At 45.1% G+C, this 25,671-nt stretch carries 27 protein-coding genes, 1 pseudogene and 1 riboswitch; of the genes and pseudogenes, 18 read left to right on the top strand and 10 right to left on the bottom strand.

Features of this window, described 5'->3' with window-relative positions:
* The first annotated feature begins 20 nt into the window (after positions 1 to 20).
* Positions 21 to 1,436: a C69 family dipeptidase gene (locus MMY95_RS11425; RefSeq protein WP_003643696.1), complete on the top strand. Its 1,416-nt coding sequence runs from the start codon at positions 21 to 23 to the stop codon at positions 1,434 to 1,436.
* Between the two features lie 142 nt (positions 1,437 to 1,578).
* On the opposite strand, the gene MMY95_RS11420 is transcribed toward MMY95_RS11425, so the two are convergent.
* Positions 1,579 to 2,292 carry a glucosamine-6-phosphate deaminase gene (locus tag MMY95_RS11420; RefSeq protein ID WP_104795492.1) on the bottom strand — a complete coding sequence of 238 codons (714 nt, stop codon included), beginning with the start codon at positions 2,290 to 2,292 and terminating at the stop codon, positions 1,579 to 1,581.
* Positions 2,293 to 2,671: 379 nt separating this feature from the next.
* On the opposite strand from MMY95_RS11420, the gene MMY95_RS11415 reads away from it, so the two are divergent.
* From MMY95_RS11415 to greA, 3 genes are all read left to right on the top strand, one after another.
* A complete protein-coding gene (locus tag MMY95_RS11415) occupies positions 2,672 to 2,875 on the top strand; it encodes a helix-turn-helix transcriptional regulator (protein WP_003641816.1) in 204 nt (67 codons plus the stop codon).
* A gap of 12 nt (positions 2,876 to 2,887) precedes the next feature.
* Positions 2,888 to 3,301: a hypothetical protein gene (locus tag MMY95_RS11410; protein ID WP_003641815.1), complete on the top strand. Its 414-nt coding sequence runs from the start codon at positions 2,888 to 2,890 to the stop codon at positions 3,299 to 3,301.
* 85 nt (positions 3,302 to 3,386) lie between these two features.
* The gene (gene greA / locus MMY95_RS11405) at positions 3,387 to 3,857 is read left to right on the top strand and encodes a transcription elongation factor GreA (RefSeq protein WP_013355131.1); all 471 of its coding nucleotides are present in this window, start codon (positions 3,387 to 3,389) and stop codon (positions 3,855 to 3,857) included.
* A gap of 591 nt (positions 3,858 to 4,448) precedes the next feature.
* Here greA and MMY95_RS11400 read toward each other — a convergent pair.
* Together MMY95_RS11400 and MMY95_RS11395 are read right to left on the bottom strand one after the other, a co-directional pair.
* Positions 4,449 to 5,279, bottom strand: a complete 831-nt coding sequence (locus MMY95_RS11400; protein WP_241277649.1) for an aldo/keto reductase — start codon at positions 5,277 to 5,279, stop codon at positions 4,449 to 4,451.
* A 50-nt stretch (positions 5,280 to 5,329) separates the two neighbouring features.
* The gene (locus MMY95_RS11395; protein ID WP_003646371.1) at positions 5,330 to 5,815 is read right to left on the bottom strand and encodes a glutathione peroxidase; all 486 of its coding nucleotides are present in this window, start codon (positions 5,813 to 5,815) and stop codon (positions 5,330 to 5,332) included.
* A 144-nt stretch (positions 5,816 to 5,959) separates the two neighbouring features.
* Positions 5,960 to 6,053: riboswitch (TPP riboswitch) on the top strand.
* A gap of 102 nt (positions 6,054 to 6,155) precedes the next feature.
* Between MMY95_RS11395 and MMY95_RS11390 the strand changes: the two genes are divergently transcribed.
* Genes MMY95_RS11390 through MMY95_RS11380 form a run of 3 tightly spaced genes read left to right on the top strand, consistent with a single transcriptional unit; the run spans position 6,156 to position 8,817 of the window.
* Positions 6,156 to 6,725, top strand: coding sequence for an ECF transporter S component (locus MMY95_RS11390; protein WP_015639877.1), 570 nt, complete (start codon positions 6,156 to 6,158; stop codon positions 6,723 to 6,725).
* Between the two features lie 29 nt (positions 6,726 to 6,754).
* Positions 6,755 to 8,161 carry an ABC transporter ATP-binding protein gene (locus MMY95_RS11385; RefSeq protein WP_104795491.1) on the top strand — a complete coding sequence of 469 codons (1,407 nt, stop codon included), beginning with the start codon at positions 6,755 to 6,757 and terminating at the stop codon, positions 8,159 to 8,161.
* Positions 8,158 to 8,817 (top strand): energy-coupling factor transporter transmembrane component T, encoded by a 660-nt coding sequence (locus tag MMY95_RS11380; protein WP_202861230.1) that lies wholly within the window; start codon positions 8,158 to 8,160, stop codon positions 8,815 to 8,817. The genes MMY95_RS11385 and MMY95_RS11380 overlap by 4 nt, the downstream gene beginning before the upstream one ends.
* Before the next feature lie 120 nt (positions 8,818 to 8,937).
* Here the strand turns inward: MMY95_RS11380 and MMY95_RS11375 are convergent, their stop codons facing one another.
* Positions 8,938 to 10,458, bottom strand: a complete 1,521-nt coding sequence (locus tag MMY95_RS11375) for an ABC-F family ATP-binding cassette domain-containing protein (RefSeq protein ID WP_063721103.1) — start codon at positions 10,456 to 10,458, stop codon at positions 8,938 to 8,940.
* A 300-nt stretch (positions 10,459 to 10,758) separates the two neighbouring features.
* Here MMY95_RS11375 and MMY95_RS11370 point away from each other — a divergent pair, with 300 nt between their 5' ends.
* Together MMY95_RS11370 and MMY95_RS11365 are read left to right on the top strand one after the other, a co-directional pair.
* The gene (locus tag MMY95_RS11370; RefSeq protein WP_202861229.1) at positions 10,759 to 11,142 is read left to right on the top strand and encodes a CrcB family protein; all 384 of its coding nucleotides are present in this window, start codon (positions 10,759 to 10,761) and stop codon (positions 11,140 to 11,142) included.
* Positions 11,142 to 11,492 carry a CrcB family protein gene (locus MMY95_RS11365; RefSeq protein WP_003641805.1) on the top strand — a complete coding sequence of 117 codons (351 nt, stop codon included), beginning with the start codon at positions 11,142 to 11,144 and terminating at the stop codon, positions 11,490 to 11,492. Before MMY95_RS11370 ends, MMY95_RS11365 begins: the two co-directional genes overlap by 1 nt.
* A 138-nt stretch (positions 11,493 to 11,630) precedes the next feature.
* On the opposite strand, the gene MMY95_RS11360 is transcribed toward MMY95_RS11365, so the two are convergent.
* Both MMY95_RS11360 and MMY95_RS11355 read right to left on the bottom strand, forming a co-directional pair.
* The gene (locus tag MMY95_RS11360; RefSeq protein ID WP_015639870.1) at positions 11,631 to 11,810 is read right to left on the bottom strand and encodes a hypothetical protein; all 180 of its coding nucleotides are present in this window, start codon (positions 11,808 to 11,810) and stop codon (positions 11,631 to 11,633) included.
* 130 nt (positions 11,811 to 11,940) lie between these two features.
* On the bottom strand, positions 11,941 to 13,128 hold the full coding sequence (locus MMY95_RS11355) for an acetate/propionate family kinase (RefSeq protein WP_003641803.1): 1,188 nt from the start codon (positions 13,126 to 13,128) through the stop codon (positions 11,941 to 11,943).
* Positions 13,129 to 13,303: 175 nt separating this feature from the next.
* On the opposite strand from MMY95_RS11355, the gene MMY95_RS11350 reads away from it, so the two are divergent.
* Together MMY95_RS11350 and MMY95_RS11345 are read left to right on the top strand one after the other, a co-directional pair.
* Complete coding sequence (locus MMY95_RS11350; protein ID WP_011100918.1) at positions 13,304 to 14,176, top strand: NFACT RNA binding domain-containing protein; 873 nt, start codon at positions 13,304 to 13,306, stop codon at positions 14,174 to 14,176.
* A complete protein-coding gene (locus MMY95_RS11345; protein ID WP_003641800.1) occupies positions 14,163 to 14,513 on the top strand; it encodes a DUF1801 domain-containing protein in 351 nt (116 codons plus the stop codon). Before MMY95_RS11350 ends, MMY95_RS11345 begins: the two co-directional genes overlap by 14 nt.
* A gap of 2 nt (positions 14,514 to 14,515) precedes the next feature.
* On the opposite strand, the gene MMY95_RS11340 is transcribed toward MMY95_RS11345, so the two are convergent.
* From MMY95_RS11340 to MMY95_RS11330, 3 genes are all read right to left on the bottom strand, one after another.
* Positions 14,516 to 14,737, bottom strand: coding sequence for a hypothetical protein (locus MMY95_RS11340; protein ID WP_003641799.1), 222 nt, complete (start codon positions 14,735 to 14,737; stop codon positions 14,516 to 14,518).
* A gap of 501 nt (positions 14,738 to 15,238) precedes the next feature.
* Positions 15,239 to 16,228: an aldo/keto reductase gene (locus tag MMY95_RS11335; RefSeq protein WP_003643690.1), complete on the bottom strand. Its 990-nt coding sequence runs from the start codon at positions 16,226 to 16,228 to the stop codon at positions 15,239 to 15,241.
* Between the two features lie 260 nt (positions 16,229 to 16,488).
* Positions 16,489 to 17,112, bottom strand: coding sequence for a histidine phosphatase family protein (locus MMY95_RS11330; RefSeq protein ID WP_003646364.1), 624 nt, complete (start codon positions 17,110 to 17,112; stop codon positions 16,489 to 16,491).
* A 383-nt stretch (positions 17,113 to 17,495) separates the two neighbouring features.
* Between MMY95_RS11330 and serC the strand changes: the two genes are divergently transcribed.
* The 7 genes from serC (at position 17,496) to MMY95_RS15985 (ending at position 25,138) form a co-directional block, all read left to right on the top strand.
* A complete protein-coding gene (gene serC / locus MMY95_RS11325; protein WP_003641796.1) occupies positions 17,496 to 18,569 on the top strand; it encodes a 3-phosphoserine/phosphohydroxythreonine transaminase in 1,074 nt (357 codons plus the stop codon).
* A 15-nt stretch (positions 18,570 to 18,584) separates the two neighbouring features.
* The gene (locus MMY95_RS11320) at positions 18,585 to 19,763 is read left to right on the top strand and encodes a phosphoglycerate dehydrogenase (RefSeq protein WP_087509617.1); all 1,179 of its coding nucleotides are present in this window, start codon (positions 18,585 to 18,587) and stop codon (positions 19,761 to 19,763) included.
* Positions 19,760 to 20,203, top strand: coding sequence for a GNAT family N-acetyltransferase (locus MMY95_RS11315; RefSeq protein ID WP_003641794.1), 444 nt, complete (start codon positions 19,760 to 19,762; stop codon positions 20,201 to 20,203). The genes MMY95_RS11320 and MMY95_RS11315 overlap by 4 nt, the downstream gene beginning before the upstream one ends.
* 152 nt (positions 20,204 to 20,355) lie before the next feature.
* On the top strand, positions 20,356 to 22,017 hold the full coding sequence (locus MMY95_RS11310; protein WP_011100915.1) for a peptide ABC transporter substrate-binding protein: 1,662 nt from the start codon (positions 20,356 to 20,358) through the stop codon (positions 22,015 to 22,017).
* Positions 22,018 to 22,222: 205 nt separating this feature from the next.
* On the top strand, positions 22,223 to 23,884 hold the full coding sequence (locus MMY95_RS11305; RefSeq protein WP_241277648.1) for a peptide ABC transporter substrate-binding protein: 1,662 nt from the start codon (positions 22,223 to 22,225) through the stop codon (positions 23,882 to 23,884).
* A gap of 187 nt (positions 23,885 to 24,071) precedes the next feature.
* The gene (locus MMY95_RS11300; protein WP_003641791.1) at positions 24,072 to 24,914 is read left to right on the top strand and encodes a helix-turn-helix transcriptional regulator; all 843 of its coding nucleotides are present in this window, start codon (positions 24,072 to 24,074) and stop codon (positions 24,912 to 24,914) included.
* A 92-nt stretch (positions 24,915 to 25,006) separates the two neighbouring features.
* The gene (locus MMY95_RS15985; RefSeq protein ID WP_003641790.1) at positions 25,007 to 25,138 is read left to right on the top strand and encodes a hypothetical protein; all 132 of its coding nucleotides are present in this window, start codon (positions 25,007 to 25,009) and stop codon (positions 25,136 to 25,138) included.
* A gap of 66 nt (positions 25,139 to 25,204) precedes the next feature.
* Here the strand turns inward: MMY95_RS15985 and MMY95_RS11295 are convergent.
* A pseudogene (locus MMY95_RS11295) lies at positions 25,205 to 25,648 on the bottom strand (LPXTG cell wall anchor domain-containing protein); the annotation flags it as partial.
* Between the last annotated feature and the right edge of the window lie 23 nt (positions 25,649 to 25,671).

The raw sequence follows: 25,671 nt of genomic DNA, 5'->3' as shown, positions 1-25,671 counted from the left end.
ACTAAGGAGTGACCTATGTAATGAAAAAAGACACTGATTGTACCGAAATATTGGTTGGGAAAGCTGCTAGCATGGATGGTTCGACCATCGTTGCCCGCAACGAAGATGGCTACGGCCCAATTAATCCGATTAAGTTTATTGTGCACGAAGCCCACGACCAAACTAACGCCAGCTACACTTCCGTAACTACCGGCGTCACCGTTCCGCTGCCTGACCATGCCTACCGCTACACCGCAACCCCCCAAGCCGATCAAAGCGATGGGCAGTACGAGGAAGCTGGGATCAACGAATTAAATGTCGGGATGAGCGCAACTGAAACCACTGCCACCAATGCCCGCGTACTCGGTTATGATCCGCTCGTCCATGATGGCGTAGATGAAGAAGCCATGGTCACCCTCGTTTTACCCTACATTAAAAGTGCTAAGGAAGGTGTCCAACGCTTAGGTGCCCTAATTGAAAAATACGGAACTGGTGAAAGCAACAGTATCGCCTTTAACGATCACGACGATATCTGGTTGTTCGAAACCGCTGGTGGTCACCATTGGGGGGCAGTTCGGATGCCCGAAGACACCTACGCAATTGTTCCCAACCAAACCGTGGTGCAAGAGATGGATCTCAACGATACCGACAATTTCCTAGGTGCCAGTGATTTAGTGGACTTCGTTGAAAAGTATCACCTCAACCCAACACCCGGTCACTTTAATTTCCGTGAAATCTTCGGTACCCAAAGTGAGGCGGATGCTTATTACAACACTCCGCGAACATGGTATGGTCAAAAACTATTTAATCCCGAAATCGAACAGAATCCCACTGATCAAAACATGCCGCTATTCCGACAACCAAGCAAAAAATTGGCTATTGAAGACGTCCAGTTCTTCTTATCTTCACACTATAACGGGACGCCTTACGATCCATTTGGCACTTTCGCTTCTGGTAACGCCCGTGAACAAACACGTTACCGGTCTATCGCGATGGATCGCAATCAGTGCTCATCTATTCTGCAAATCCGGAATGACGTGCCTGCTAAGCAAGCCGCCATTCAATGGATCGCACTAGGTTTCTTCGCTTACGCCCCATACGTGCCCTTCTTTACCAACATCAATGACACGCCGATTGATTATCGCAATACAACTAGCACGGTCAGCGTTGATAACGTCTACTGGTTATCAAAAACGCTCTCCGTCTTGATTGAACCACACTGGCATGAATTTTCTGAAACGGTCAATGCCTATCGCGACGGGTGCCAATCATATGCCCGTGGCCGGGTTGCTGCAACCGACGCAGCCATTACCGGCAATCCGACCGATTTCTTGACCAAAGCCAATAGCGAAACCGCCGCCGAAATTTCCAACCGGACCCATGCGTTGTTTGATACTTTAGTTAAGCAAGGGCTGTTGTTATCGAAAACGACTTGGGAAAAAGGACAAAATCTATGAATAAGCCAAAAATGATTCAACTGCTAACTATCCTAGTAGTCGAATCATTTTTTACTTTACATGAGTACTTATTAAAAAGCCGTGCTTCACAACGCAATCGTTATGAAGCACGGCTTTCAGTTCATTTTTAACTTAATTAAAATTAATACTTCTTGCTTAACTTGCTAGCAGCCGCTTCGTCAATGATAACGGTAACGTCTGGATGGTTTTGCAAGATACTTGCTGGTAATTCAGGGGTATCTGGGCCTTCAATCATACCCTTGACCGCATCAGCCTTGTTTTCGCCGAATGCTTCGAGCAATAAGTGCTTGCTCTTCATGATGGAAGCTAAGCCCATTGAGAAGGCTTGCTTAGGAACATCATTTTCGCTGGCGAAGAACCGCGCGTTAGCTTCAATGGTTGATTCAGTTAAATCAACCACGTGCGTCGTAATATCGCGAGGAGTACCTGGTTCGTTAAAACCAATGTGACCATTACGGCCAACCCCTAAGATTTGTAAGTCAATTGGGTGTTCGTCAATCACTTTGTCGTAACGCTTAACTTCAGCTTCTGGATCTGAAGCTAAACCGTTTGGCAAGAATGATTCCTTAAATGGCTTGTCATTGAATAAATGAGTTTGCATGAAGTATTTATAACTTTGGTCGTTGTCTGGTGCAATCCCAACGTATTCATCCAAGTTAACGGATGTGCAGTCACTGAAATCTAAGTCACTATTAACGATTTCTTTGTAAGTTGTAACGGGTGTCGAACCAGTTGCCAACCCAAATACTTTCGCACCATTGTCTAAAGCATTCTTAAATACTTTGAAACCTTCTTTTCCGCCGGCAGCTTGATCCTTTACTACGATAACTTTCATAATTAACTGACTCCCTCTTTGTTTGGTATAGTCCAATTGTATATTGGTCTAGACTAAAATTCAAGAGGTTTGTCTGAAATATTTCACTTTTATTTTTTGCAATCGTTATCATTGTTAAACTGTCAAGCCAAACTCCTTTAATAAATTAATTGTATTTTTCGATAATTTTGCCTATACTTAACATGTTCGTAACTCCGTGGAACGTGAGAAATTCCACGACTAGCCAAGGCTGCAAAGTCATTGGCTATTTTTTTGCGCTCATACCTCTACGCCAACCATTTATTTGTTCACATTTCAATCAAACTATCCAATATTTACATTGCAATTGGTAACGGCTAAAATTAGCTTTGTATGGAAGATATATATTACATAAAGGGAGGTGTTAACCGCGAATCATGTCAAGCAATACCGGTTAATGGCCGGATTCTCACAAAAAGAACTCGCCAGCAAGACTGGCATCACCCGTCAAACCCTGAGTTTGATTGAAAAGGGCACCTATAACCCATCACTGAAACTCTGCCTCAACCTCTGTCACGCACTCAACCAAACACTCGATACTGTCTTTTGGGTCGAACCCAGTTAGGAGATCCCTGCCATGAAAAAGATTCGTGACGAACGTTTAATTTTACAAAATTTCAAGAACATCCGTACCACGTTGTTAATTGAAAATAGTGCTATCTTACTGATTTTATTTTGGCAAGGCTGGCAAAAAAACAATCTTCAGAAAGCCTTTACGTACGACAATCCGTTGTATATTGTCCTGATGATTGCCGTTTTTACCATGATCATTTTGTCTGTTAATGTCAGCACCCCAATAGAAGACAAACCCAAACGGTCATGGCGCTACCTTGGCCTGTGGGCACTCATTGAACTAATCGGTTTCACCGCCCTATTCTACTTCCTGATTGCGATAAATCAGCCGTTCATTAGTCTGATCGCTGGTATCGCCCTGACCACCGTCACTAGCGGTATCATGCTGTATAGCAACCACCTGCGCGATCGTGATTAACATCAGATATCACCTAGACGGTACCATTCTAATCACATTTGCGGTAAACTATTCCCAGAAATTCAACGGACACGAGGTTTTTGCTATGGAACCAACTTTTAACAAAATGACTGCGACTGGTTACCATGCCATCGAACAGGAAATTGAAGACTTAAAGCAACAACGGCCCGAGCGAATCAGAATTCTGGCTGCGGCTGCGGCACTAGGTGACCGTTCTGAGAATGCCGAATATAGTAGTGCCAAACGGGACTTAGGTCGCTTAGAAAGCCGCCTGCGTTATCTCAACAAGCAGTTGCAATACGCCCAAATCGTTCAACCAGCTGACAACAATCAACTCGATATCGGTAAATTCGTGACCATCGAATTTCTGGATGATCATGACCAAATCACCTATCAATTAGTTGGAAAACAGGAAGCCAATCTCGAACAACAAAAAATCTCATTCACATCTCCCATCGGTCAAGCGCTCGCTAATCATACTGTTGACGATGTGGTCACTGTGAACGCACCGAACGGGGCTTATCAAGTTAAGGTAATCGCGGTTAAGCGCGCGTAATAAAATAGTTATGCCAATCGATTGGAAGCTTATCTTTATTTTTTTGAATCAAAAATACACTTTCTGAAGCGTATACGTGCTAAAATAAAGACAGTAAAAAAGCCGGTACGTTAATACCGACTTGAATCAAGGCCCGCTCTAAGAGCAGTTGGCTTTAAATTTAGATAATCAAAGAACAGTCACCCAATACCGGCCAAAGTTTTGGGGTGGCTATTTTTTGTTTCTGGAGTTCCATACCTGATACATCGCTAGTGCGATGCTCAAAATGATTTGCAAGAAAGCAAACCAAACAAGTAGAGTGACCACGGCTGAAAACCTTTCCTAGTGTGGGAAACGTATTTGTCATACTACCACGACCTTTCAAGATGAAAACAGCCAACCGCCCTTAAAACATACCTATAAACATATTTTACCAGATAGTGGCTCACAGCTACACAGTTAGCATTTTGTATGATTAAAAAAGCCAATCGCTACTGCACCATGCATTGCGATTACGCTGATATCACAAACCAATCATCAACAAGCAGTTGCCCATAAAAAGATAGCGACGAGTTATCATCACAACGTCGCTATCTTTTTATATCATTCAAATTAAAATTCTTGGTACACTGCTGGATCTTGATTATTCAAGCGACCATCCACTTGGCTCAAACCATTAATTGTTGCCATATCAGCTGCACTGATTTCAAAATCAAACACGTCCATATTACCTGCTTGACGGCTCGGCGTTGACGACTTTGGAATCGGCAAGGTCCCTAACTGTAGTTCCCACCGTAAAATCAACTGACCAACATTTTTATGGTAGTGCACTGCAATCTCTTTGAGCGTCTCATTTTGAAGCATCTCACTGGCCCGGCCAAGGGGACTCCAATCTTGCGTCAAAATACCGTGTGCTTGATCATAATCCCGTTGTGCCTGCTGGTTAAAGTACGGATGTAATTCGACCTGATTAATGACGGGTAAAACACCCGTTTCTTTGTTTAATCGTTCTAAATGTTCTGGTAAGAAATTCGAGACCCCAATCGAACGAATCAAGCCTAACTTCTGGGCATCAATCAGTGCCTGCCAAGCTTCAACATAATGATCTTCCTTAGGGTTAGGCCAATGAATTAGATATAAATCATAATAATCCAGGCCAGCTCGATATAATGATTCTTGAATCGTATTGATAGCTTCCGTGTAGGTGTGGTGGCGACCAGGAAGTTCTGATGAAATCAAGAGTTCCGAACGCGGTACTGACGAACGCCGAACCGCTTCACCAACAGCACCTTCATTTTCATAGTTAAAGGCCGTATCTAATAATCGGTAGCCGCGATCAATCGCTGAGTCGATCACTTGCACACCATGAGCACCATTCAGTTTATATGTTCCAAAGCCAATTTTAGGTACTGTTAAACCATCACGTAACGTATAAGTTTCCAACTTAAGCCACTTCTTTCTTTTAAATTAAACGATCATTGTTAAATTTATCGTTAATCTTCTGAACGATCAGCCAAGGCATCACGAATCGCTGCTTCAAATGTTGCCGGCCGTGTCGTTGGGGCATAGCGTTCGAGCACACGGCCATCACGACCAATCAGGAATTTTGTGAAATTCCACTTGATTCGGCCATGTCCCGCCGCCTGTTTGAGGTAAGTAAATAACGGATCAGCGTCATCACCATTAACCATCACCCGTTTGGTCATGGGAAACGTTACCCCGTAGTGCCGTTGACAATAGTCATGGGTCTCATCGTCATCCGCCTTTTCTTGATGAAATTGATTGGATGGCAATCCCAAGACCACTAGGCCCTCCTGCTGATACTTCTGATAAAGTTCTTCTAATCCTTTAAACTGTGGCGCCAGGCCACAGTTGCTAGCCGTATTCACGATTAGCAAGACCTGACCGCGATATTGTGACAAGTCAAGTGGCGCACCACTCATCTCAGTTTCTGTAAAATCATACACTGATTCTGCCATCGAGATCCCTCCTAAGAATATTAACCAAATACATTGCTTTATCCATAGTAAACCACAAAATTGTGACTTTTCATCATACTTTGCTTTAGTTTCCGGAAAATTGATTGCACTGAATGTCATTATCCGTTACACTAAACGTATCATTCATAGCAACTGGGGTGCCATCACGGCTGAGATAATACCCATTGAACCTGAATCTGGACAATGCCAGCGCAGGGAGCAATGCTTTTATTTGGGGAACCATCAATTCAGACTTAGCCGCCTGCCACCGATAATCGTGGTAGGCGTTTTTTGTCGCTTGGATGCGTGAATGACAAACTACTTTTGGGAGGATTTAACAATGAAATGGGTTAAATCATGGTACTTGAACGATATTATTTTACTGGCACTAATTGGTATTTTCTTTGGTGCCATCTTTATGGGGACTAATTTTGTTTATAACATTTTAAGTGCGGCCCTGACACCATTTGGTCTAAGCGGTCTGGCTAATGAACTACTACTTGGCTTATGGTGCATGCCCGGCATGTTAGCTGGCTACCTCATTCGACTAAAGGGTTCGGCAACGCTAGGTGAGCTCCTCGCAGCAACCGTCGAAATGTTTTTCGGTGGTCAATGGGGAATCACCACATTGATTTCTGGTGTCGTGCAAGGATTTGGGGCCGAACTAGGTTATATCGTCACTGGCTACAAACACTATGACTGGTTAGGCTTAACGGCTGCGGCCGCAACAACTACTGTGGTCACCTTTGGCTGGGACCTTGCCCGTAATGGTTACTATAAATTACAGCTATGGCTCTTGGTTTTATACGTGGTCGTTCGCTTTATTTCGATGTTTGTTTTCGGGGGTCTGTTAACTAAAACCATCACGGACCTACTTGATCGCAGTCATGTTTTAAAATCAACGCATTAATACACTTTATAAAATGGAGGCTTTCTCGAATGGCTAGTATCGCGCTGAATAATTTAACTTACACCTATCCACAGGCGTCGACACCCATTCTGGATCGCGTTAACCTAACACTACCACGGCAAAGCTTCATCCTATTGACAGGGCCATCGGGAACAGGTAAGTCGACGCTCCTAAAGCTGATTGCAGGCTTACTACCCCTGACTCCAGATTACGGCACCATTACCTTTGATGGTCAGTCATTAACTGCTAGCACCGCTAATCAGCGCGCTCAGCACGTTGCCATGATGTTTCAGAATCCTAATCAGCAGTTTGCCATGGATACCGTTGAAAATGAACTAATTTTCGTACTTGAGAACTTACAAGTGCCCCGTGACCAAATACCGGCCCGCTTACTTAGTGCGCTTGACTTTGTTGGTATCCGAAATTTACAGTCACGACTATTAAATCATTTATCCGGTGGCGAGAAACAGAAAGTGGCCCTTGCAATCATTGTCGCTATGGATAGCGATGTCATCCTACTAGATGAGCCCTTTGCCAGTGTCGATCCGACCGCACGAGCCGTCTTGTTAGACCGACTCGTGGAACTACGCAATCAACATGGGAAGACAATCATCTTGGCGGATCATGACCTATCAGGTTACGAACAGCTCGTCGATCAAGTCGTCCAAATCAAGGACCAGCACTTACAGCTCATTGATCGCACCACCTGGTCTGAGTTATTTTCAGCCTTTACTGAGCAGCCACAACGGTCATGGTCAGCACCGCAACGCGTTGAACGCCCTTGTTTTCAACTTGATCACGTCACTTTACAGGCAGGTGATCGTCAACTATTAGTACCGACAACGCGTCAATTGTTAGCACAACACAATACGCTGATCACGGGTCCTAACGGTAGCGGTAAATCCACGTTATTTGAAGCCCTCGTCCGTCTGCACCCCTATACTGGCGAAATTCGTTACGAAGGGACACCTATCGACAAGCTAAAACGCAAACGCTATGCTCGCCACGTCGCCTTGCTTTTTCAGGACGCTGAGACCCAGTTTTTAAACATCACGGTCGCTGAAGAACTGGCTCAAAGTAAACGCTATGCGTATGGCGACTACTTTACCGCAGACCGTATTCAAACGGCCTTAGTGCAACTCAACTTATCCGGTCGTGATGAACAAGTCATCTATACTTTGAGTGAGGGACAGAAAAAGAAACTACAAATTCTGCTCATGTTAATCATGCAGTCACCAGTTCTACTCATGGATGAACCCTTAAAAGGGCTAGATTTGCATTCGATCAATGCCCTGGTCGCGTTATTACAGACCACCCAAGCGGCAACTAAGCAGACGCTGATTATTATTAGTCACCAGTTAACCGGCCTGATGCCATTGATTGACTATCAGCTACACTTTGAAAATCACCATTTAGATTGGGTGGTGCGATCATGAATCCTAGCATGAAATTATTATTACTACTCATCATTGCGCTAGAAATTTCATTCACGACAATTGTAAGTTTGAACGTGGCACTGATTATTCTGGCACTGATTTACCTGCTCGGTCACCGAACTCGGCTTCGAACATTAGGGTGGTTGCTACTCATTCCGTTGCTACCAGCAATTGGACTTTGGAGTACCCAGTACATTAACGGTAGCGGTGACAAGACTTTGATGGCCTGGGTCCTGTTCACACGGATCTATGCGTTTGTTTTTACGGGCGCTACTTTTACGCTCACGACTGACGTCTTACAATTAACCGATTCGCTTGAGCAAAACTGGCATTTACCCGCCAAATTTGCATATGGCGTCCTCGCCGCGTATAACTTGGTACCACGGATTCAGCACGAAGTTCAAGTGATTCGGGCTGCTGGTCTGATGCGTGGGCAGGTCCTGTCCTTCTGGTCGCCACAGCTCTACTTTAAAGCAATTTTGGTCTCTATCAATTGGTCGCAGAACCTTGCCCAGGCCATGCGCTCCCATGGTTTTGTCGAAGATGCACCCCGCACTCACTATCATCAGATTCCACTGACTAAGTTGGATTGGACCATTGTGATTAGTGGCGTCTTGCTTTTACAAGTCGGCGCCTTCGTCATTCCGTGGCGCTAGTGGTATCATTCACTGAATAAACACTAAATTAAAACAGGTTTTCTCAATTATGAGAAAACCTGTTTTTGGGTAATATTCCCCACTTAGGTCGGGTCACAACAATAACAAGTTGACCTTAATTCATGCTTTCAGCCGATCAATTTGTTGCCGTAACGCCTGAATAGCAGCTGTAGAAGACGTCGGGTCTGCCATTAATTGATCATACTTGAACTGAAGTACTGCTAAGTCAGCTTCTACCGGTTGCGGCGCTTTAACAACTTTGTCAGGATCAACTAATTGGTGCGTCTCGAATTGCAACACCCGAGTAGCAACGGCCTGGCGAAACGGTTCATCATGTGAAACAAAAATTACGGTTCCAGGATAATTTTGTAAGTAATCGGCCAACGCATCCAGCGCGTCCACATCCAAATAATTGGTTGGTTCATCTAACATTAAAACGTTATATTGACCGACTAAAATACGAATTAGCTGTAATTTAACTAGTTCACCACCACTTAACGCCGATACCAGTTGCGGATAAAAGCGTGCTGGCAGGCCCAACGCGCCCATGACGTTACGGATCGTTTGATCCGGTAGCTGACTGACTTGCCGCACCGTTTGCCACACTGACTGTTTACCGTCGAGCACTGTCATATCTTGGTTGAATACTCCGACTCGTGCCGCCGGAGCCAATCGTAATCCTGACACCCGGCCACCTAAAATTGCACGCAGTAATGTGGTCTTACCGCTACCGTTGGGCCCCACGATAGCGACCCGATCATGCGGCCTGATTTGAAAGTCAGCGTGTGCTAACAACGTTTTTCCATATTCAGCCAATGTGACATTAAGACCAGTTACCACGGTCTTACCTGTAAACGTCGGAAAATCTGTCGCGACTAACTTAAAGCCTGAAGTCGTAAAGGGCTTAGCAACTTGCGGTTCCCGTTGTCCTCGGGCGACCATGCGTTTAGCCGTTCGTTCCATCTTGGCTGCAGTAGCTTCCCTAGTCGCTTTCGTCTTGGCACGCTCTACTTGCGACATTCGCCGATTGCCTTTTCGAATCCGCTGGGCTTTTTCATTACGTTGACGCTGCGCTGCTAGTAACTCACGCTGATGAGTGTTTTGGCGCTGATACGCGGCTTCCTGAGTTGCGAGTTGCTGCGCTTTTACCGTCTGATAATATGCGTAATTGCCTGCATATGCGGTGAATTTTTGGTGTTCAACCGCCCAAGTCTGTGTCGTCACAGCATTTAATAATTGCCGATCATGTGAAATCAACAACAGCAACCCACGAAAACGTTGTAACTGATTAATAAGCCATTGCTGATGTGTTTTATCCAAATTAGATGACGGTTCATCTAGAATTAAAATTGTTGGCCGGGCGCTCAAAGCCTGCCGAATTCTGGTTAGCATAGCTTGACCACCACTTTGGTCAAAAGTCGGTGCGATTTGGGCAACATAGCTGACTGGCTCGTCCACCATAATTTGTCCCGTATAATCACGATCAGTACCCGTCAGTAAATGGGCCAGTGTTGATTTACCAGCACCGTTCCGCCCAACCACGCCGATTTTATCCCCGGCATTGGCGACTAATCGGTCAATTGTAAATAGTGGCCGTCCCGCCATATCTTTTTGAATATTTTTTAAATTAATCATTGTCATTAATAAGCATCCCCTTAGTTGCAGGGACTAATTTATGGCACAAAAAAACGTCCTCAAAATGAGAACGCTGGCAATTGATTCCACCAGCACCCTAATTAATCCCAAAACGGACAGTCCACCCCTATCGCTAGGCATGGCTCTGTTCAGTTACTAGAATTAATTAGTTGCGCATTGGCTGAATACCTCGTGTTTTATAAGTTACTTTGTAGATTAGCATGTTTAATTTCAATTTGCAAGAACCATTGTTTTTTAAAAGTTTTTTCAGTAAACTAAAATTACTTTCAGAAAGCAGGTGTCAGCTTGAAAAAGATCATTGCAATTACCGGCTTCGCAATGCTAGGTGGTGGTCTCCGGGAGGGGCTTAGTTTGCTCGTCACTTGGCCACAACATTTCTGGATAACGTGTCTGATTAATATTGTGGGAGCATTTGTTCTTAGCCTGATTACTAACTTGTTACCAGCGCGGTTACCCGTCTCTGAAGATATTGTTATCGGTATAAGTGTCGGGTTCGTTGGTAGCTTTACTACTTTTTCCACCTTCACTTTTGAAACGCTACAATCGTTTCAAAGTGGTCATAGCGTTTTAGCTTTAAGTTATGTCGCTGCTAGCTTAGGGTTGGGTTTGCTAGCGGGGCTAGCTGGAAACTTCCTTAGCACCTATTGGCTACCAAAGGAGGAATTTTAATGTTAGTCCTAGTCGGATTGGCCGGTGCCGGCGCAGCTGTAGGGGCCTTAAGTCGTTACGGCATCATGCGCTTAGCACTACCTCTCAATCGATGGCCGTTACCAATTGCCACGTTATTTATCAATCTAACCGGCGCTTTATTGCTCGGTTGGATTTTAACCAGCTCATTACCGCCCAACTGGCAGATTTTTCTAGGAACTGGGATTATGGGTGGCTATACGACTTTTTCAACAATGATCAACGAACTCGTGTTGCTCGGCCGTAACCACCATCAACGGGTCGCCTGGGAATACTTTGGCTTGAGTCTCGTCGGTGGCCTAGTCATGGTTTATCTCGGAACTTTAATCTAACTCAAAAAACAGGAAGTCTCACAAAACTAACTGAGATTTCCTGTTTTTGTTCAATGACTATTTAGTTCCAACAAGCCGCCTTTACGGCTAGCGTGCCGATGACACTAGTTTTAACAACGCTCATCTTTATCTTTCAAATTACGTGGTGGCATTTCCGAATAATGCAACGCCGGCAATCGCCACGACGATCAGGCCTAACCATAATGCGATTTTAAATAAAAACAACCCAATCACAATCATGAACACCCAACCGATAATTTTAAAACCAATTTTAAAGATAACTTTGAGCAACCATAAACCAATTACTAAAGCAATCAATAAACCGATCATCTATGCGCTCTGCGAAGAGAGCTTCCCTCCTTACAAGTCCCATCATGGGTACCTTGCCAGTTAGTATAGCACGCGCTATGCAGCGGCAGACTGATTGCAGTCGTAAATTAAGAGAAGCTTAATTTTGCAACGCCGCAACTTGTCGCACCATCGCTAATTCTTCGTTAGTTGGGATCAACATCACTTTAATCTTGGAATCTGCGCCACTGATGAGTCCTTCTTGACCCGCTTCATTTAATTTCGGATCCAGGGTCACACCAAAGATGCTCAGTTCATCAATAATTTGCTGGCGCAAGGTCGCATTGTGCTCGCCAATGCCGCCCGCAAAAATCAGCGCATCCGCCCGTTTTAATTCTGTCAAATAGCTACCGGCATACTTAACAATCCGATTGACAAAAATTTCAACAGCTAGTTGGGCTTGGGGATTCGTGGCTTCTTGCGCACGGATTTCACGCATATCTGGTGAAATTCCTGAGATTCCTAACAACCCAGACTGATTGTTAAGCATCATCATGATTTCATTCGGATCATCGATCTTTAAAGCTTTCATGAGAAATGGCAATACGGCCGGATCAACGTCACCCGCGCGCGTTCCCATTGTGACACCCGTTAATGGCGTAAAGCCCATCGATGTGTCGAAGGCCCGGCCATTTTTTACGGCAGCTAATGACGCGCCACTACCTAAGTGTAACGTCACCAGGTTGAGGTCATCTTTCGGCTTAGCCAGCAGTTCTGCAGCCCGACCGGTTAAGTAACCATGCGAGATACCATGTTCACCGTAACGGCGAATATGGTATTTTTGGGTCAATTCATATGGCAAACTGTAAATTGCATTCATTTCTGGTAAATCGGTAAAGAATTGACTATCAAATACCGCGTACTGTTTAACGGTCGGTAAAGCCTGAGCCATCGTCTCAATACCACGTGCCTCCATCGGATTATGCAATGGTGCAAAGTCACTAAGCCCCTTAATGGCCTCGAGTACCGCTGGCGTCACTTCAACTGCTTGCTTGAACGTTTCGCCACCCGCAACGACTCGGTGAGCAACTGCCGTAATTTCCGTTAATGAGTCAATAATTGCTAATCGCTGTAATTCAGCCAATAACATCTGCGCCGCATGATTTTGATCTAAATTATCGACTGTCGTTTCAAACTTTTGATGGTCACCATACTTGATGGTGAAAATTGAACCGGGCATACTAATCCGTTCAACGAGACCACTAGCAACCACCGTTTCAGCAGGCATAGCAAATAATTGCCATTTCAATGATGAACTACCTGCGTTAATAATTAATGTTTTTTGCATTTCTCAATCAACTCCCATGTAATAGAATACCGAACTTTTCTGAAAATTGCTCAACTTTTTTCAATCGTGTCATTTGACATCTTAATTCATTCGCTAGTCCCAATCTTCCACTATTAACTAACCAGAACATGTTATTATTAAGACGTTAACTTTTACAGATTAGAGGAACCCATTAATGACGACCACAACCGATGTCGACCTAGTCCAAACTGGATTAGCGCACTTAATTCACCACACGCGTAAACAAATCGAATCATTAACTAAAGCATTAGACCACCTGCCTGATGTCAGTGATTTGCAACTCAAGGGCACGTTATTGAAGACGTATGCTAGCCAGATCGAAGGGCACCATCATTTCGTCGAATTGCCCGACTATCAAGGCCACCAACTCAGTATTAAACTCGATATTAAAAAATCAATTATTGAAAATGCCGAGGATTATTTTCATCATTATCACAAAAGCAAACGCGGTCAAGCGACCGTTCAACAAAATTTGACGACGGCCAAGACCGAACTATACCAGCAATTAGCAACTCAAGCAGCTTTCGACCCTAATGATCCACAAGCGGTCGCCGCGCTTAAGCAAACACTGATTGCTGCGGGCGCGATTCATACCCACGTTTTACACTCGTCTAAGGCCCCAACACCCGCCCATCCCCGCCGCTTTTACACGCACGACCACGTGCTGGTTGAAGTTGGTAAAAATAGTCGTCAAAACGACCACCTAACATTGACGGCCCGTAAAGATTACTACTGGATGCACGCGGGTGGTGAAATTCCCGGTTCACACGTGGTTATTCACAGTAATCATCCGAGTGAACAAACCTTGCAGGAAGCGGCCGTACTGACGGCCTATTACAGTAAGGGTCGTCAGATGAACCGCGTACCTGTTGATGTGCTCACCGTTGGCCAGATGCGTAAACCCAAGGGTGCTAAGGCTGGGCTTGTCACCTTTAGTGGTCCTGCACGCACGATCACCGTTGTCCCTGATGCTACTTTAGCCGCTGAATTACGTGACCAAGAGGATATTCACCATGACGCCGATTGAGGCCTATATTGCTAACACACCACAAGCCTATCAATCGCAATTAATAGCCTTACAGCAAACCATTGCAACGGTCTTACCAGAGGCGCAAGAGCAGTTAAAGTACCAGATGCCGACCTTCTATTGGCACGAAAACGTCATCCATTTTGCTTTATTCAAACATCACTTTGGCTTGTACCCAACGCCAAGTGCAATTGAGACTTTTCATGATCAATTAATCACCTATAAAACAAGCAAAGGGGCCATCCAGTTTCCGCTGGATCAGCCCCTACCACTTGAATTGATTACTGCTATTACCGAATTCCGTCGTCACGAAATCATAGCGAAATACGACCTTTAGGATTACCGCTGCCACCAAGACTGTTTAAGAAAATCAATGGCGGTTACGTCACTCAACGCAATCGGCTTAACGACTCCCGCTTGTTGATTCAAAAAAAGCTGCTGGTCGTCCACAGCCGCAATTAAGCCACTCGGCTGATGACCATCACTTAAAGTTAACCGAACCACGCAGTTTAACTCATAAGCTTGCAATAACGACGCTTCAATTGGTTTCAGCTGTTCCATTAGATCACCTCATCGAAATAGTAGCTCCATCATAGCACATTTTTAGAACGTACGTTCGATAAAAACTATTACATTTTGATGACGTTGATAAACCGGTCACTTGTACCAATCAGTAATTTCACCAGCTAACTAATTATGCCGTTAACTACCGAGGTTACCGAACATTCGCCCAAATTATTTTAAAATTGCCCGGATTCGGTCAGTTGAAGTTAGCGCACGGCTATGGCTCAGTTCAAAACATGACCGTCATTAAATTCAAAAGCCGCCAGCTTAGAATAAGTCTCGTATTTGAGACTGGGCGGGTTCGGGCTCAAATCGATGTCGGTTTACGTTCCAGCAATTGTCGCTCCGCCCCGGAGGTCGGAAATAGGGCGATTATTGCTGAAGAACAGGGGTCTACCTAACGAGCCTAAGAGTGAGCTATTTTTGACCTTAATAAACAGGACGCGCTAATAAAAAGGCCACTCCCCGGCATATTGGGGGAGTGGCCTTTAATGCAATTTACTTTAGAATCGCGGTAATAGCTTTTACTTCATCATCACTAAAGGTTAAATTGTGCGTTGCTTCAAGATTAGCGTGCAAGTGGTCGACATTGGTCGTACCAATGATGACGCTCGTGACGACCTGTGACCGTAGTAGCCAAGCCAAAGCCATTTGGGCCAAGGTTTGTCCCCGTTGCTCAGCGATTCTGTTCAGGGCATTCAACTGATTGACAACGGCTGCAGTCCCCTGATCAAATAAATATTTATTCGTTCGATGAATCGGAAAATCGGCTGGAATTCCTTGTAAGTAGCGCTGCGTCAATAATCCTTCAGCTAATGGACCATATGCCACCAAGCCCGCATTATGCTGGCCGAGATAGTCAATCAGGCCCGTTGTTTGAGCCTGTTGATTCAACATGTTATATGAGTACTGATTAACCGTAAACGGCGTGTGCATCTCATTAAAATACTTAACCATCGTTGCCGTTTGGTCGCGGTCATAATTTGAAATTCCGACATACAACGCCTTCCCCTGACGAACCAACTGGTCAAGGGCCGCGGCAGTTTCATACAAATCGATGTTAGGGTCTGGACGATGTGAGTAGAAAATGTCGACGTAATCTAAATGCATTTGCTTAAGACTACGATCCAATGAACTGATCAACGTTTTGCGTGAGCCGAAAGCCCCATACGGCCCTGACCAGGCCGGATATCCGGCTTTAGTCGTGATGACGAGCTCATCACGATACGGCTTTAAATCTCGTTGCATAATTTGTCCGAACGTCCGCTCTGCCGATCCCTTCGATGGTCCATAATTATTTGCTAAATCAAAGCTAAAAACGCCATGATCAAAGGCATCTAGAACCACTTTTCGTGAATTGGCAAACGGCGCTTCATCCCCAAAATTTCGCCATAGCCCTAACGAGACAACGGGTAACTGTAGCCCCGTCTTACCCACGCGTCGAATCGGTAATTCGTCATAGCGCGTTGATGCTGCTGAATATGTCATCATTACTCATCTCATCTAATTTTTGAATACTATTTATATTATACCGCGCCTGTAATATTGGTACTGATCAAACGCTTAAGCGGATACAAAAGGGCGATCCTCGCCAAATGCTAGGACCACCTCACTTAGGAGTTTATATGTGATGTCTGCTGTTGCTGCCTAATTAGACTTTGATTTGAAATAAGGTTCAACAGTGCGTGGCTATTTCAAACCACCATCTATTGTAGCCCGGAATCGCCCGTTCGTTAAGTCATTGCGCGTCAGAATTGAGGTAGGCGGTTATAATATGCTAAATATTGGCGACCATGGACAGCATCCACCATTACTTTAGTGACGCTCGTATTAGCTGGCTCCGGTAAGCTCATCGGATCGGTCGGCTTTAGTATCGCTAAGGCCATGGCTTTGACGGTAAAACCATGGGTCACGACAATGATCTGCTCGTCTGGATGGGCTTGTGCTGTTGTCTTCAAAAATGCTGCTACCCGTTGTTGCACGTGCTCAAAAGTCTCGCCATCCGTCGCAACCTCCACGTAGCTTGGCAAAACGTCCTGTAAAAGTGGATCAAAGTACTGCGGATAGGCCGCTAGCAACTGATCATTATCCTGTCCATCCCACTGGCCGTATGAAATTTCCAATAACCGCTCGTCCTGGCTAACAGGTAGTTGCCGGCCTTGATTCAAAATCGCCGCCGTGGCCTGGGTCCGGTCAAGCGGGCTACAAATCAACCGATCCGCGAAGCTAATGTCAAACGTATCGTGCAACGTTTGCGCTTGCTGCTTGCCAACCGAATTCAAATGCGTGACGGCTGTATTAATCGTGCCTTGTTTTAAATTTTGGGCGTTGGCCACTGTTTGTCCATGTCGTACCACGTAAAAGGTTGTCATCGTGCGCCTCCAAGATTAAATTATTATTAATAATACTAATTGTGCCACAGTCTTTTTTCATTATCTAGCTTGACAAATAGTTACGTGCTTGCTAAATTAATACCAACGCAATTAACTAACTGGTGCCAACACCAGTTTAACGAAGGAGTGTCCAACTGATGGTTCTAACTAATCCTATCAATCATCATATCAGTTCCTCCTGGTCTACACACCCATCTGTGTCGGCCTAATTTTGCGTACGCAAATCAGCCTGAGCACGGATGCTAAGACATTCGCTACCAGGTGGAATTGCTTAATCTCGTTATTATCCGTCCTGGTAGTCGAAACCGACTGCGAGGACTTTTTTATTACCTTGATTAAACTACTGAAAGCGAGGATTTTTCATGCCAATTTATAATTTTTCTGCTGGGCCAGCCGTTCTACCACAACCAGTCATCACTCAAATTCAAGCGGAGCTACCATCATTTCGAGACTCCGGCATGAGCATTTTAGAGATCTCGCATCGCTCCGATTTATTTGCGCAAGTCCTTCAAGATGCCGAACAAGATCTTCGCGATTTAATGGCCATTCCTGACAACTATCACGTGCTCTTCTTTCAAGGCGGGGGCACGCTACAGTTCACAGCTGCGCCACTAAATCTGGCGCCTCATCATCGTATCGGGTTGCTTGACAGCGGTCACTGGGCACAACGCGCCGCCGATGAAGCTAAACGGGTCGGTACTAAAGTCACGATACTGGGGAGTAGCGCTGCCAACCATTTTAACCAACTGCCAACGGTCGTCCAGCCCATCGATCAATCCCTCGATTATATTCATCTTACAACTAATAATACTATTGAAGGAACCATGATGACGCGCCTGCCAGTTACGGGTCAAGTACCACTGGTAGCCGACATGTCATCAAACTTTTTAGGTGAACCTTACCAAGTCAGCGATTTTGGGCTCATCTTTGCTGGTGCTCAGAAGAATCTGGGTCCCGCTGGTTTGACAATCGTCATTGTCCGTGATGATTTAATTGGTCAAGTCGCCAACCTGCCAAGCATGCTGGATTACCAGCTATTCGCGGCTAAAGATTCGATGTTCAACACGCCGCCTGTTTTTGCTATTTACGCCGCGGGTCTCGTACTCAAGTGGCTAAAGGCCCAAGGCGGGCTCAGCACAATGACTGCTCGCAATCACGCTAAAGCCGCCTTACTCTATGATTTCTTAGACCAGTCACAACTATTTACTAATCCAGTCAAGACCAGCGACCGTTCGACCATGAACGTTCCATTCGTCACAGGTCAGGCCGACCTCGATGCCGCAGTCATTCAAGGCGCCCGTGAGCACGGGTTATTAAACCTAAAGGGTCACCGCTTAGTTGGCGGTATGCGTGCCAGCCTCTATAACGCCATGCCGTTAGCCGGTGTTCAGGCATTAGTTGACTATCTAGCCGCTTTTGAAGCACACCATCGTTAATCAAGGAGGATATTTATGTATCAAGTTAAAACCTATAACGCCATCGCCACAGCCGGCCTCAACACGTTTACTGCTGATTACACGCTCAATCAATCTGAGCATCCGGATGCTTACTTAATTCGCTCGGTCAACCTACATACCGAGACATTACCGTCATCGTTGAAAGTCATTGTGCGCGCTGGTGCCGGCGTTAACAACATTCCTATCGATCAGGCAACCGCCAACGGGACTGCAGTTTTCAACACCCCGGGAAGTAACGCTAATGCCGTTAAGGAACTCATCATCGGCCTGCTCATTATGGCATCCCGTAATCTAATAGCTGCAACGACCTATTCGGCCCAGCATACAGAAGCTGATATTTCTCAACGCACAGAACACGACAAGACGCAATTTAATGGTATTGAATTAACGGGTAAGACCTTGGCCGTCATCGGACTCGGCCATGTTGGCGCTCTCGTTGCCAATGCAGCATTGAGTCTAGGCATGAATGTAATTGGTTACGACCCCTATCTATCTGCAGATGCCGCTTGGAACATTGCCAAACAAGTCCAGCGAGCGGCCACGCTGCCAGATGCAGTCAAACAAGCTGATTTTGTCACCGTCCACGTTCCTAAAAATGCCGACACACTTCATCTGATTAATAAAGATGCGTTAGCCGCCATGCCAACAGGCGTTCAATTATTTAATTATTCACGGCTGGGCATCGTTGACAATACTGCCGTCATGAATGCGTTAGCCACGGGACAAGTTGCCCACTACTACACCGATTTTGGCGAACCCCAGCTTGCCAACCAATCCGCGGTTACCGTGACACCCCATATCGGCGGCTCGACTATCGAGGCTGAAATCAACGGTGCCACACAAGCTGCGCGCACTATCATGACTTATTTGGAAACCGGTAACGTTCATGCGGCCATCAATCTGCCAGACTTAAACGTCCCGTTCAACGCGGCTTACCGCTTTACAGTCATTCACGAAAATGTGCCTAACATGGTGAGTCAAATCACGGCCAAACTAGCAGCGGCCAACCTCAACATCACTACCATGGCTAACGCCGCTAAGCACCAGATTGCTTACACCATCATTGACGTCGACGACCTACAGCAGCCACAACAAGCCGACCTAATAGCTGAACTGTCTAAAATTCCGGCAGTGAGTCGCGTTCGACTATTAAAACGGGGTAGCGTCGAATGAAGATTGAACACTTACAACACCCGACAACTCACCAACTCGATCAGTTAATGACAATCTGGTTAAGTGGTAATTTAACGGCCCATGACTTTGTCAGTGCCGACTACTGGCGTCAACAAGCCCCCTTAGTACGTGAAGCATTACAATCAGCCGAACTCATCGTCGGACTGACCGACGGACCTGAAGCTTATATTCTGGGCTTTATAGGCTTACAAAACGATTACATTGCCGGAATTTTCATTTGCAATGATGCTCAACATCAAGGTCTGGGGACGGCGCTATTGGCGACTGCCCAAGCTGACCATCATCAATTACAATTAAACGTCTATGTTGCTAATCGCCCAGCCATTGCCTTTTATCACTATCACGGTTTCCGTGTCATTGATCAGGCTAGTGACCAAGCAACCCAGCAACCAGAATATACGATGCAATGGCAACGTTAGTTTTCTTAATTAAGCCAGTACGATTCTTAACGAGTCGTACTGGCTTTATTTGCTTAATAATATTAATGATTAAAAAAATAATATTGTATTTAATCTAATTTTAATGTATTCTCATCTACATATCATAATCATTTGAAGCAGGGGGTACATATATGCAATGGAAATTATTTGCCACAGTTGCCACGTTAACGGCAACGACCGGCGTTTTACTCGTCGGCTGTGGTCAGTCCTCATCCAGTTCAAGCAATGCCGGCAACACAACGGCCAAAATGGCCAAGACTCAAGTCCTCAATTGGTCGGAAAACGGCCAGGATTTGACCACCCTTGACCCGTCCTTAGCCACTGATGTTATCAGTGGGACGATGATCAGTAATTCGCAAGAAGGTTTGTATCGATTAGGTAAAAACAGTAAGGTCACACCAGGTATTGCCACTAAAACGACCGTGTCCAAAGATAAAAAGACTTATACTTTTACCCTGCGTAAAAATGCCAAATGGAGTAATGGCGATCAAGTGACCGCACAAGACTTTGTGTATGGCTGGCGTCGTACAGTTAATCCGAAGACGGCTTCCCAATACGCCTACTTATATTCCGGTATCAAAAATGCTGACAAAATCGTCAGCGGCAAGGCCAAGACTAGTACCTTGGGCATCAAGGCCGATGGTAAGTATAAGCTGACCGTCAAACTTGAAAAGCCCATGCAGTATTTCAAATTATTGATGGGTTTCGTGGTCTTCTTCCCGCAAAACCAGCACGCGGTGGAAAAATACGGAAAGGACTACGGGACCAGTTCCAGCAAGATGGTTTACAACGGGCCATTCAAGATGACTGGTTGGAAAGGGACCAACTCGACCTGGACACTTAAGCGCAATCCTAATTACTGGGATAAAAAACACGTTTACTTAACTAAGATCAAAGACCAAGTCGTGAAGTCGACGACGACAGCCTTTAACCTCTTCCAGAGTAATAAGCTCGACATGGCAACGTTATCTGGACAACAAGTCAAGAACGAAAAGAATAATAACAAACTGGTCATCCGTAAGTCTTCACGTCTAAATTACTTGGAATTCAATCAAAAGAAGGTGAAGTTACTCGCCAATAAGAAGATTCGTCAAGCAATGTCACTGACTTTGAATCGTAAGCAGTTGGTCAACGATGTCCTCGGCGATGGTTCCGTCACTCCAAAGGGCTTTGTTACGACCGGACTTGCTACTGATCCAACGACTGGTAAAGACTTTGCCACCGAAAATACGGTTAAATCAGCTGTTACTCAGGACACCACCAAAGCTAAAAAGCTCTGGAAACAAGGACTAAAAGAAACCGGCAAGAAGTCGGTTACCTTAACGCTAACTCATGACGATACAGATCAGATGAAGGCCCTCGCTGAATATGTTCAGGGACAATTGGAAAAGGAGTTACCGGGACTTAAAGTGCAAAGTGTCACCGTTCCTTATAAGACGAGAATTTCCCGAGAAATTGCGGGTAATTTCCAGCTGGTCATCTCCGCATGGCAAGCCGACTTTGCTGATCCAGTTTCAGACCTCGGTATCATGACATCAACTAACGATTACAACTTTGGTAAGTGGACCAACAAGACTTTCGATAGTGCTATCAACACAGCAAATAGTACAACCAGTACAACGAAGCGTTGGCAAGCTCTCGCAACCGCTGAAAAGACGATGGCGACGGATCAAGGGGTCGCACCGCTCTCACAAAACGTCATCGCACAAATGGTCAACCCTAAGCTGAAAGGCCTAGTCTACAACACGGCGGGCATTAACTATAACTTCAAGAGTGCCTATATGGCAAAATAAGGTGACCTAACTAGCATCGCCTCACGTCAAACTACCCTTAAATCGCACAATAAAAGGTATCGTAGCAACAAACTACGGTACTTTTTTTGTGTTCCTTGACACATTTTGCGGCTGTTAATTACTTTAATTATTAGAATCAAAACATTGATTTTAATCTTGCTTTAATGTATTCTCGTGACCATTCAAGTTGGGGGGAAGTTTTACTATGAAATGGAAAGTAATGTTGACAACTGCTACTGCGGCCGCATCGACCGGCCTTTTGTTAGCTGCCTGTAGTCAAGGTCAGTCCAAGTCAGATAATGCGGGGAACTTACGCGCGGGAATGGCACAAAAGCAAGTCTTGAACTGGTCAGAAAATGGCTCCGAACTAACGACTTTGGATACTTCGCTAGTCACCGATTCGATCAGTGCCAATATGATCAATAACACGATGGAGGGCCTCTACCGTATTGGCAATAATAATAAAATCACACCGGGCATTGCGACCCATACTGTCATTTCCAAAGATAAAAAAACTTATACGTTCACATTGCGCAAAGACGCCAAGTGGAGCAACGGCGATCCCGTAACCGCTCAAGATTTCGTTTATAGTTGGCGGCGAACCATCGATCCCAAGACCGCTTCGCAATATGCTTATCTTTATTCTGGTATCAAGAATGCCGACCAAATCACCAATGGTAAAGCTAAAGCCAATAGTTTAGGAATTAAAGCTGACGGTAAATACAAGCTAACCGTGACACTTGATAAACCCATGGCTTATTTTAAACTCCTAATGGGCTTTGCCATCTTCTTCCCGCAGAACCAACACGCCGTACAGAAATACGGCAAGGACTATGGGACAACGGCCACCAAGATGGTCTACGATGGGCCGTTTACCATGAAGGGCTGGAAAGGCACTAATACGACATGGTCCCTGAACCGCAATCCTAAATATTGGGATAAAAAACACGTTTACTTAGAAAAGATCAATGACCAAGTCGTTAAGTCAACCACGACCGGATTCAACTTATTCCAGAGCAACAAACTCGACATGGCCACCCTGAGCGGCGAACAAGTCAAAAACGAAAAGAATAATCCCAAGTTAGTGCTCCGTAAGACATCCCGTCTGAACTACCTCGAGTTTAATCAGAAAAAGGTGCCCGCGCTAGCTAATGCCAAGCTCCGGCAAGCGATGTCCTTAACTATTGACCGGCACCAACTTGTCACGGACGTACTAGCGGATGGCTCAGCAGTTCCAAAGGGCTTTGTCACCACCGGGCTCGCAACCGATCCAACGACTGGTGAAGATTTCGCTACTGAAAATGCAGTTAGTGCGGCGACAACTCAAGACACCGCTAAGGCCAAGAAACTGTGGGCAGAAGGATTAAAAGAAACCGGCAAAAAGTCATTAACCTTAACGCTTACGCACGATAATATTGACCAAACCAAAGAGACGGTCGAATATGTTCAGGGACAGCTAGAAAAGGAACTACCCGGTTTGAAGATTACCGATATTACCTTGCCATTCAAAAACCGACTTGCACGTGAAACATCGGGTAATTTCCAACTCGCTATTTCTGGCTGGCAAGCTGACTTCGCCGACCCCATCTCTGACCTAGGCATTCTCACTTCCACGAATGATTACAACTTTGGTAAGTGGAAAAATGCTGATTATGACGCTGCTGTCAAGCAGGCCGAGCAATCAACTGATCCGACAGTACGCTGGACTGCTCTAGGCAAAGCTGAAAAAATTATTGGGACGGATGAAGGCGTTGCACCATTAACTCAAACAACGCTGGCACAGATGGTCAACCCTAAGTTAAAGGGCCTGATTTATAACACTTCTGGTACCAACTATAACTTCAAAGACGCCTATATGGCAAAATAAACCATCAGATAACTCACAGACGCTCACTAGCAAAGACTAGCGAGCGTTTTTTATATAGTCAAGATATATTTTTAGAATATGCAAGATTATGTTTAAATATTGACAAAATTATATAAAAAGTTTTTAATTAGGGTAAATGAAAGCTGTTTCAATTATGACTTAAATATGTAAAGGAAGCGTTGATGGTATGAACATTGAGCTTTTCATCGCCCGCCGCAAAGCCCTAGGACTTTCACAAAAGGCCCTAGCAGATGGTATTTGTACTCAGGCGACACTAAGTAAGTTCGAGAACAATGGCAAAGCACCTGCCATACGAATCGTTGCCCAACTTTGTCAGCGACTCAACCTACAATTGGAAGATGTCTTTCCAACCGAACGCGTCGCTGATGCCGCTGTTTTGAAGATTTTGGAACAGGTCGAGTTCGACCTCATTACAACTGAATATCAAGATGCCGAAGTACAACTTGAAAAGGCTGCGGATATGCCGCGACATGACCGCGAAACCAAATTACAATATTGTTATCTAAAAGGCTATGTTGCTGCCCTTAACCACCACCCGATCAGTGATGTCATCTTTAATTTTGACCAAATCATCACCGATTTGGACGAGGCTCACATCACAATCTATACACAGCTGGCCTACTGTGGTATCGGGATTGCTTATCAGCAGAACCAGGATAACGATAAAGCCCAGTACTATTTTGAAAAAGTACGCCACGCCCTACCGAACCTACCGCTAGAAACGACCGCTAGTGTTTGGCGCGTGATTAACTTAGCTTATTACACGGGGGCTTTTTACGCTAACATTAATGATACACCGCGGAGTTTGCAGTTATTAAACTACGGGATTGAGATTTGTGCGCGATTCCACGTTACCTATTACGCAGCGCGGATCAAATTCTTACAGGCTCAATTATCCGATGAACCGGATCAAATTCATGAATATTTAAATGATGCGGCCGCCCTTGCCAGAATGAACAATAACCGGCAATTACTTAAGAATATTTCAAGTTATTCAGATTCTCACTAATTTACGGTTAAATAATTGATTTTTGTTAATAAGTCGCCTAAACTGCAAGTATTAAAAGACGAGTTTTTACAACTATTGAGGAGGTCTTGCCCATGTTATTAGCAGGTTTATTGGCCGCAGCCGGACTAGCTGCCGTTGCCGGCGTCGTGGCTGGCGCCCGTGTTCCCGCTGCCCAACCAGTCAGAATTAAGCATGACCAACGCACATCTCAAAATCGTCGATAATGTGGCGACACTTATCTATGATATAAATAAAGGCTACTGGAAGCGAAATTCCAGTAGCCTTTTTGTTTAATTAAATCGCCGTTGACGACTAACAACTGTTAGCCCTAGCAAGAACCAGCCCAAAATCATTAGCCAATCCATTGATTGTTCACTAGTCTGTGGCAATTGTTGCGCCGACTTGCGATTAGTTGCTTTTGTAACTTTAACAACTGGTTTAGAAGTTGCTACTAATTTTATTGGCTGTCCTAACAATTTCGTTGGCCGAGTCGTGGTTACTAAATTAGTTTGCTTGACTAACTTAGCTGTCTCAGTCTTCGTTGTGACAACCTGATCTGAATCACTATCCTCGTCAGCGTGTCCTGGTAGCACCGGTTCACTTGGCTCACTCGGTTCACTTGGTTCACTCGGCTCACTCGGTCCACTTGGTTCACTTGGTTCGCTCGGTTCGCTTGGTTCACTTGGTTCGCTTGGTTCACTTGGTTCGCTCGGTTCGCTCGGTTCACTTGGTTCACCTGTCTCTTATACACATCTGA

It is taken from the genome of Lactiplantibacillus sp. ME-2, from assembly GCF_022549155.1.
Classification (GTDB): Bacteria; Bacillota; Bacilli; order Lactobacillales; family Lactobacillaceae; genus Lactiplantibacillus; species Lactiplantibacillus plantarum.
This window is presented reverse-complemented; position numbering and strand designations above follow the sequence as displayed.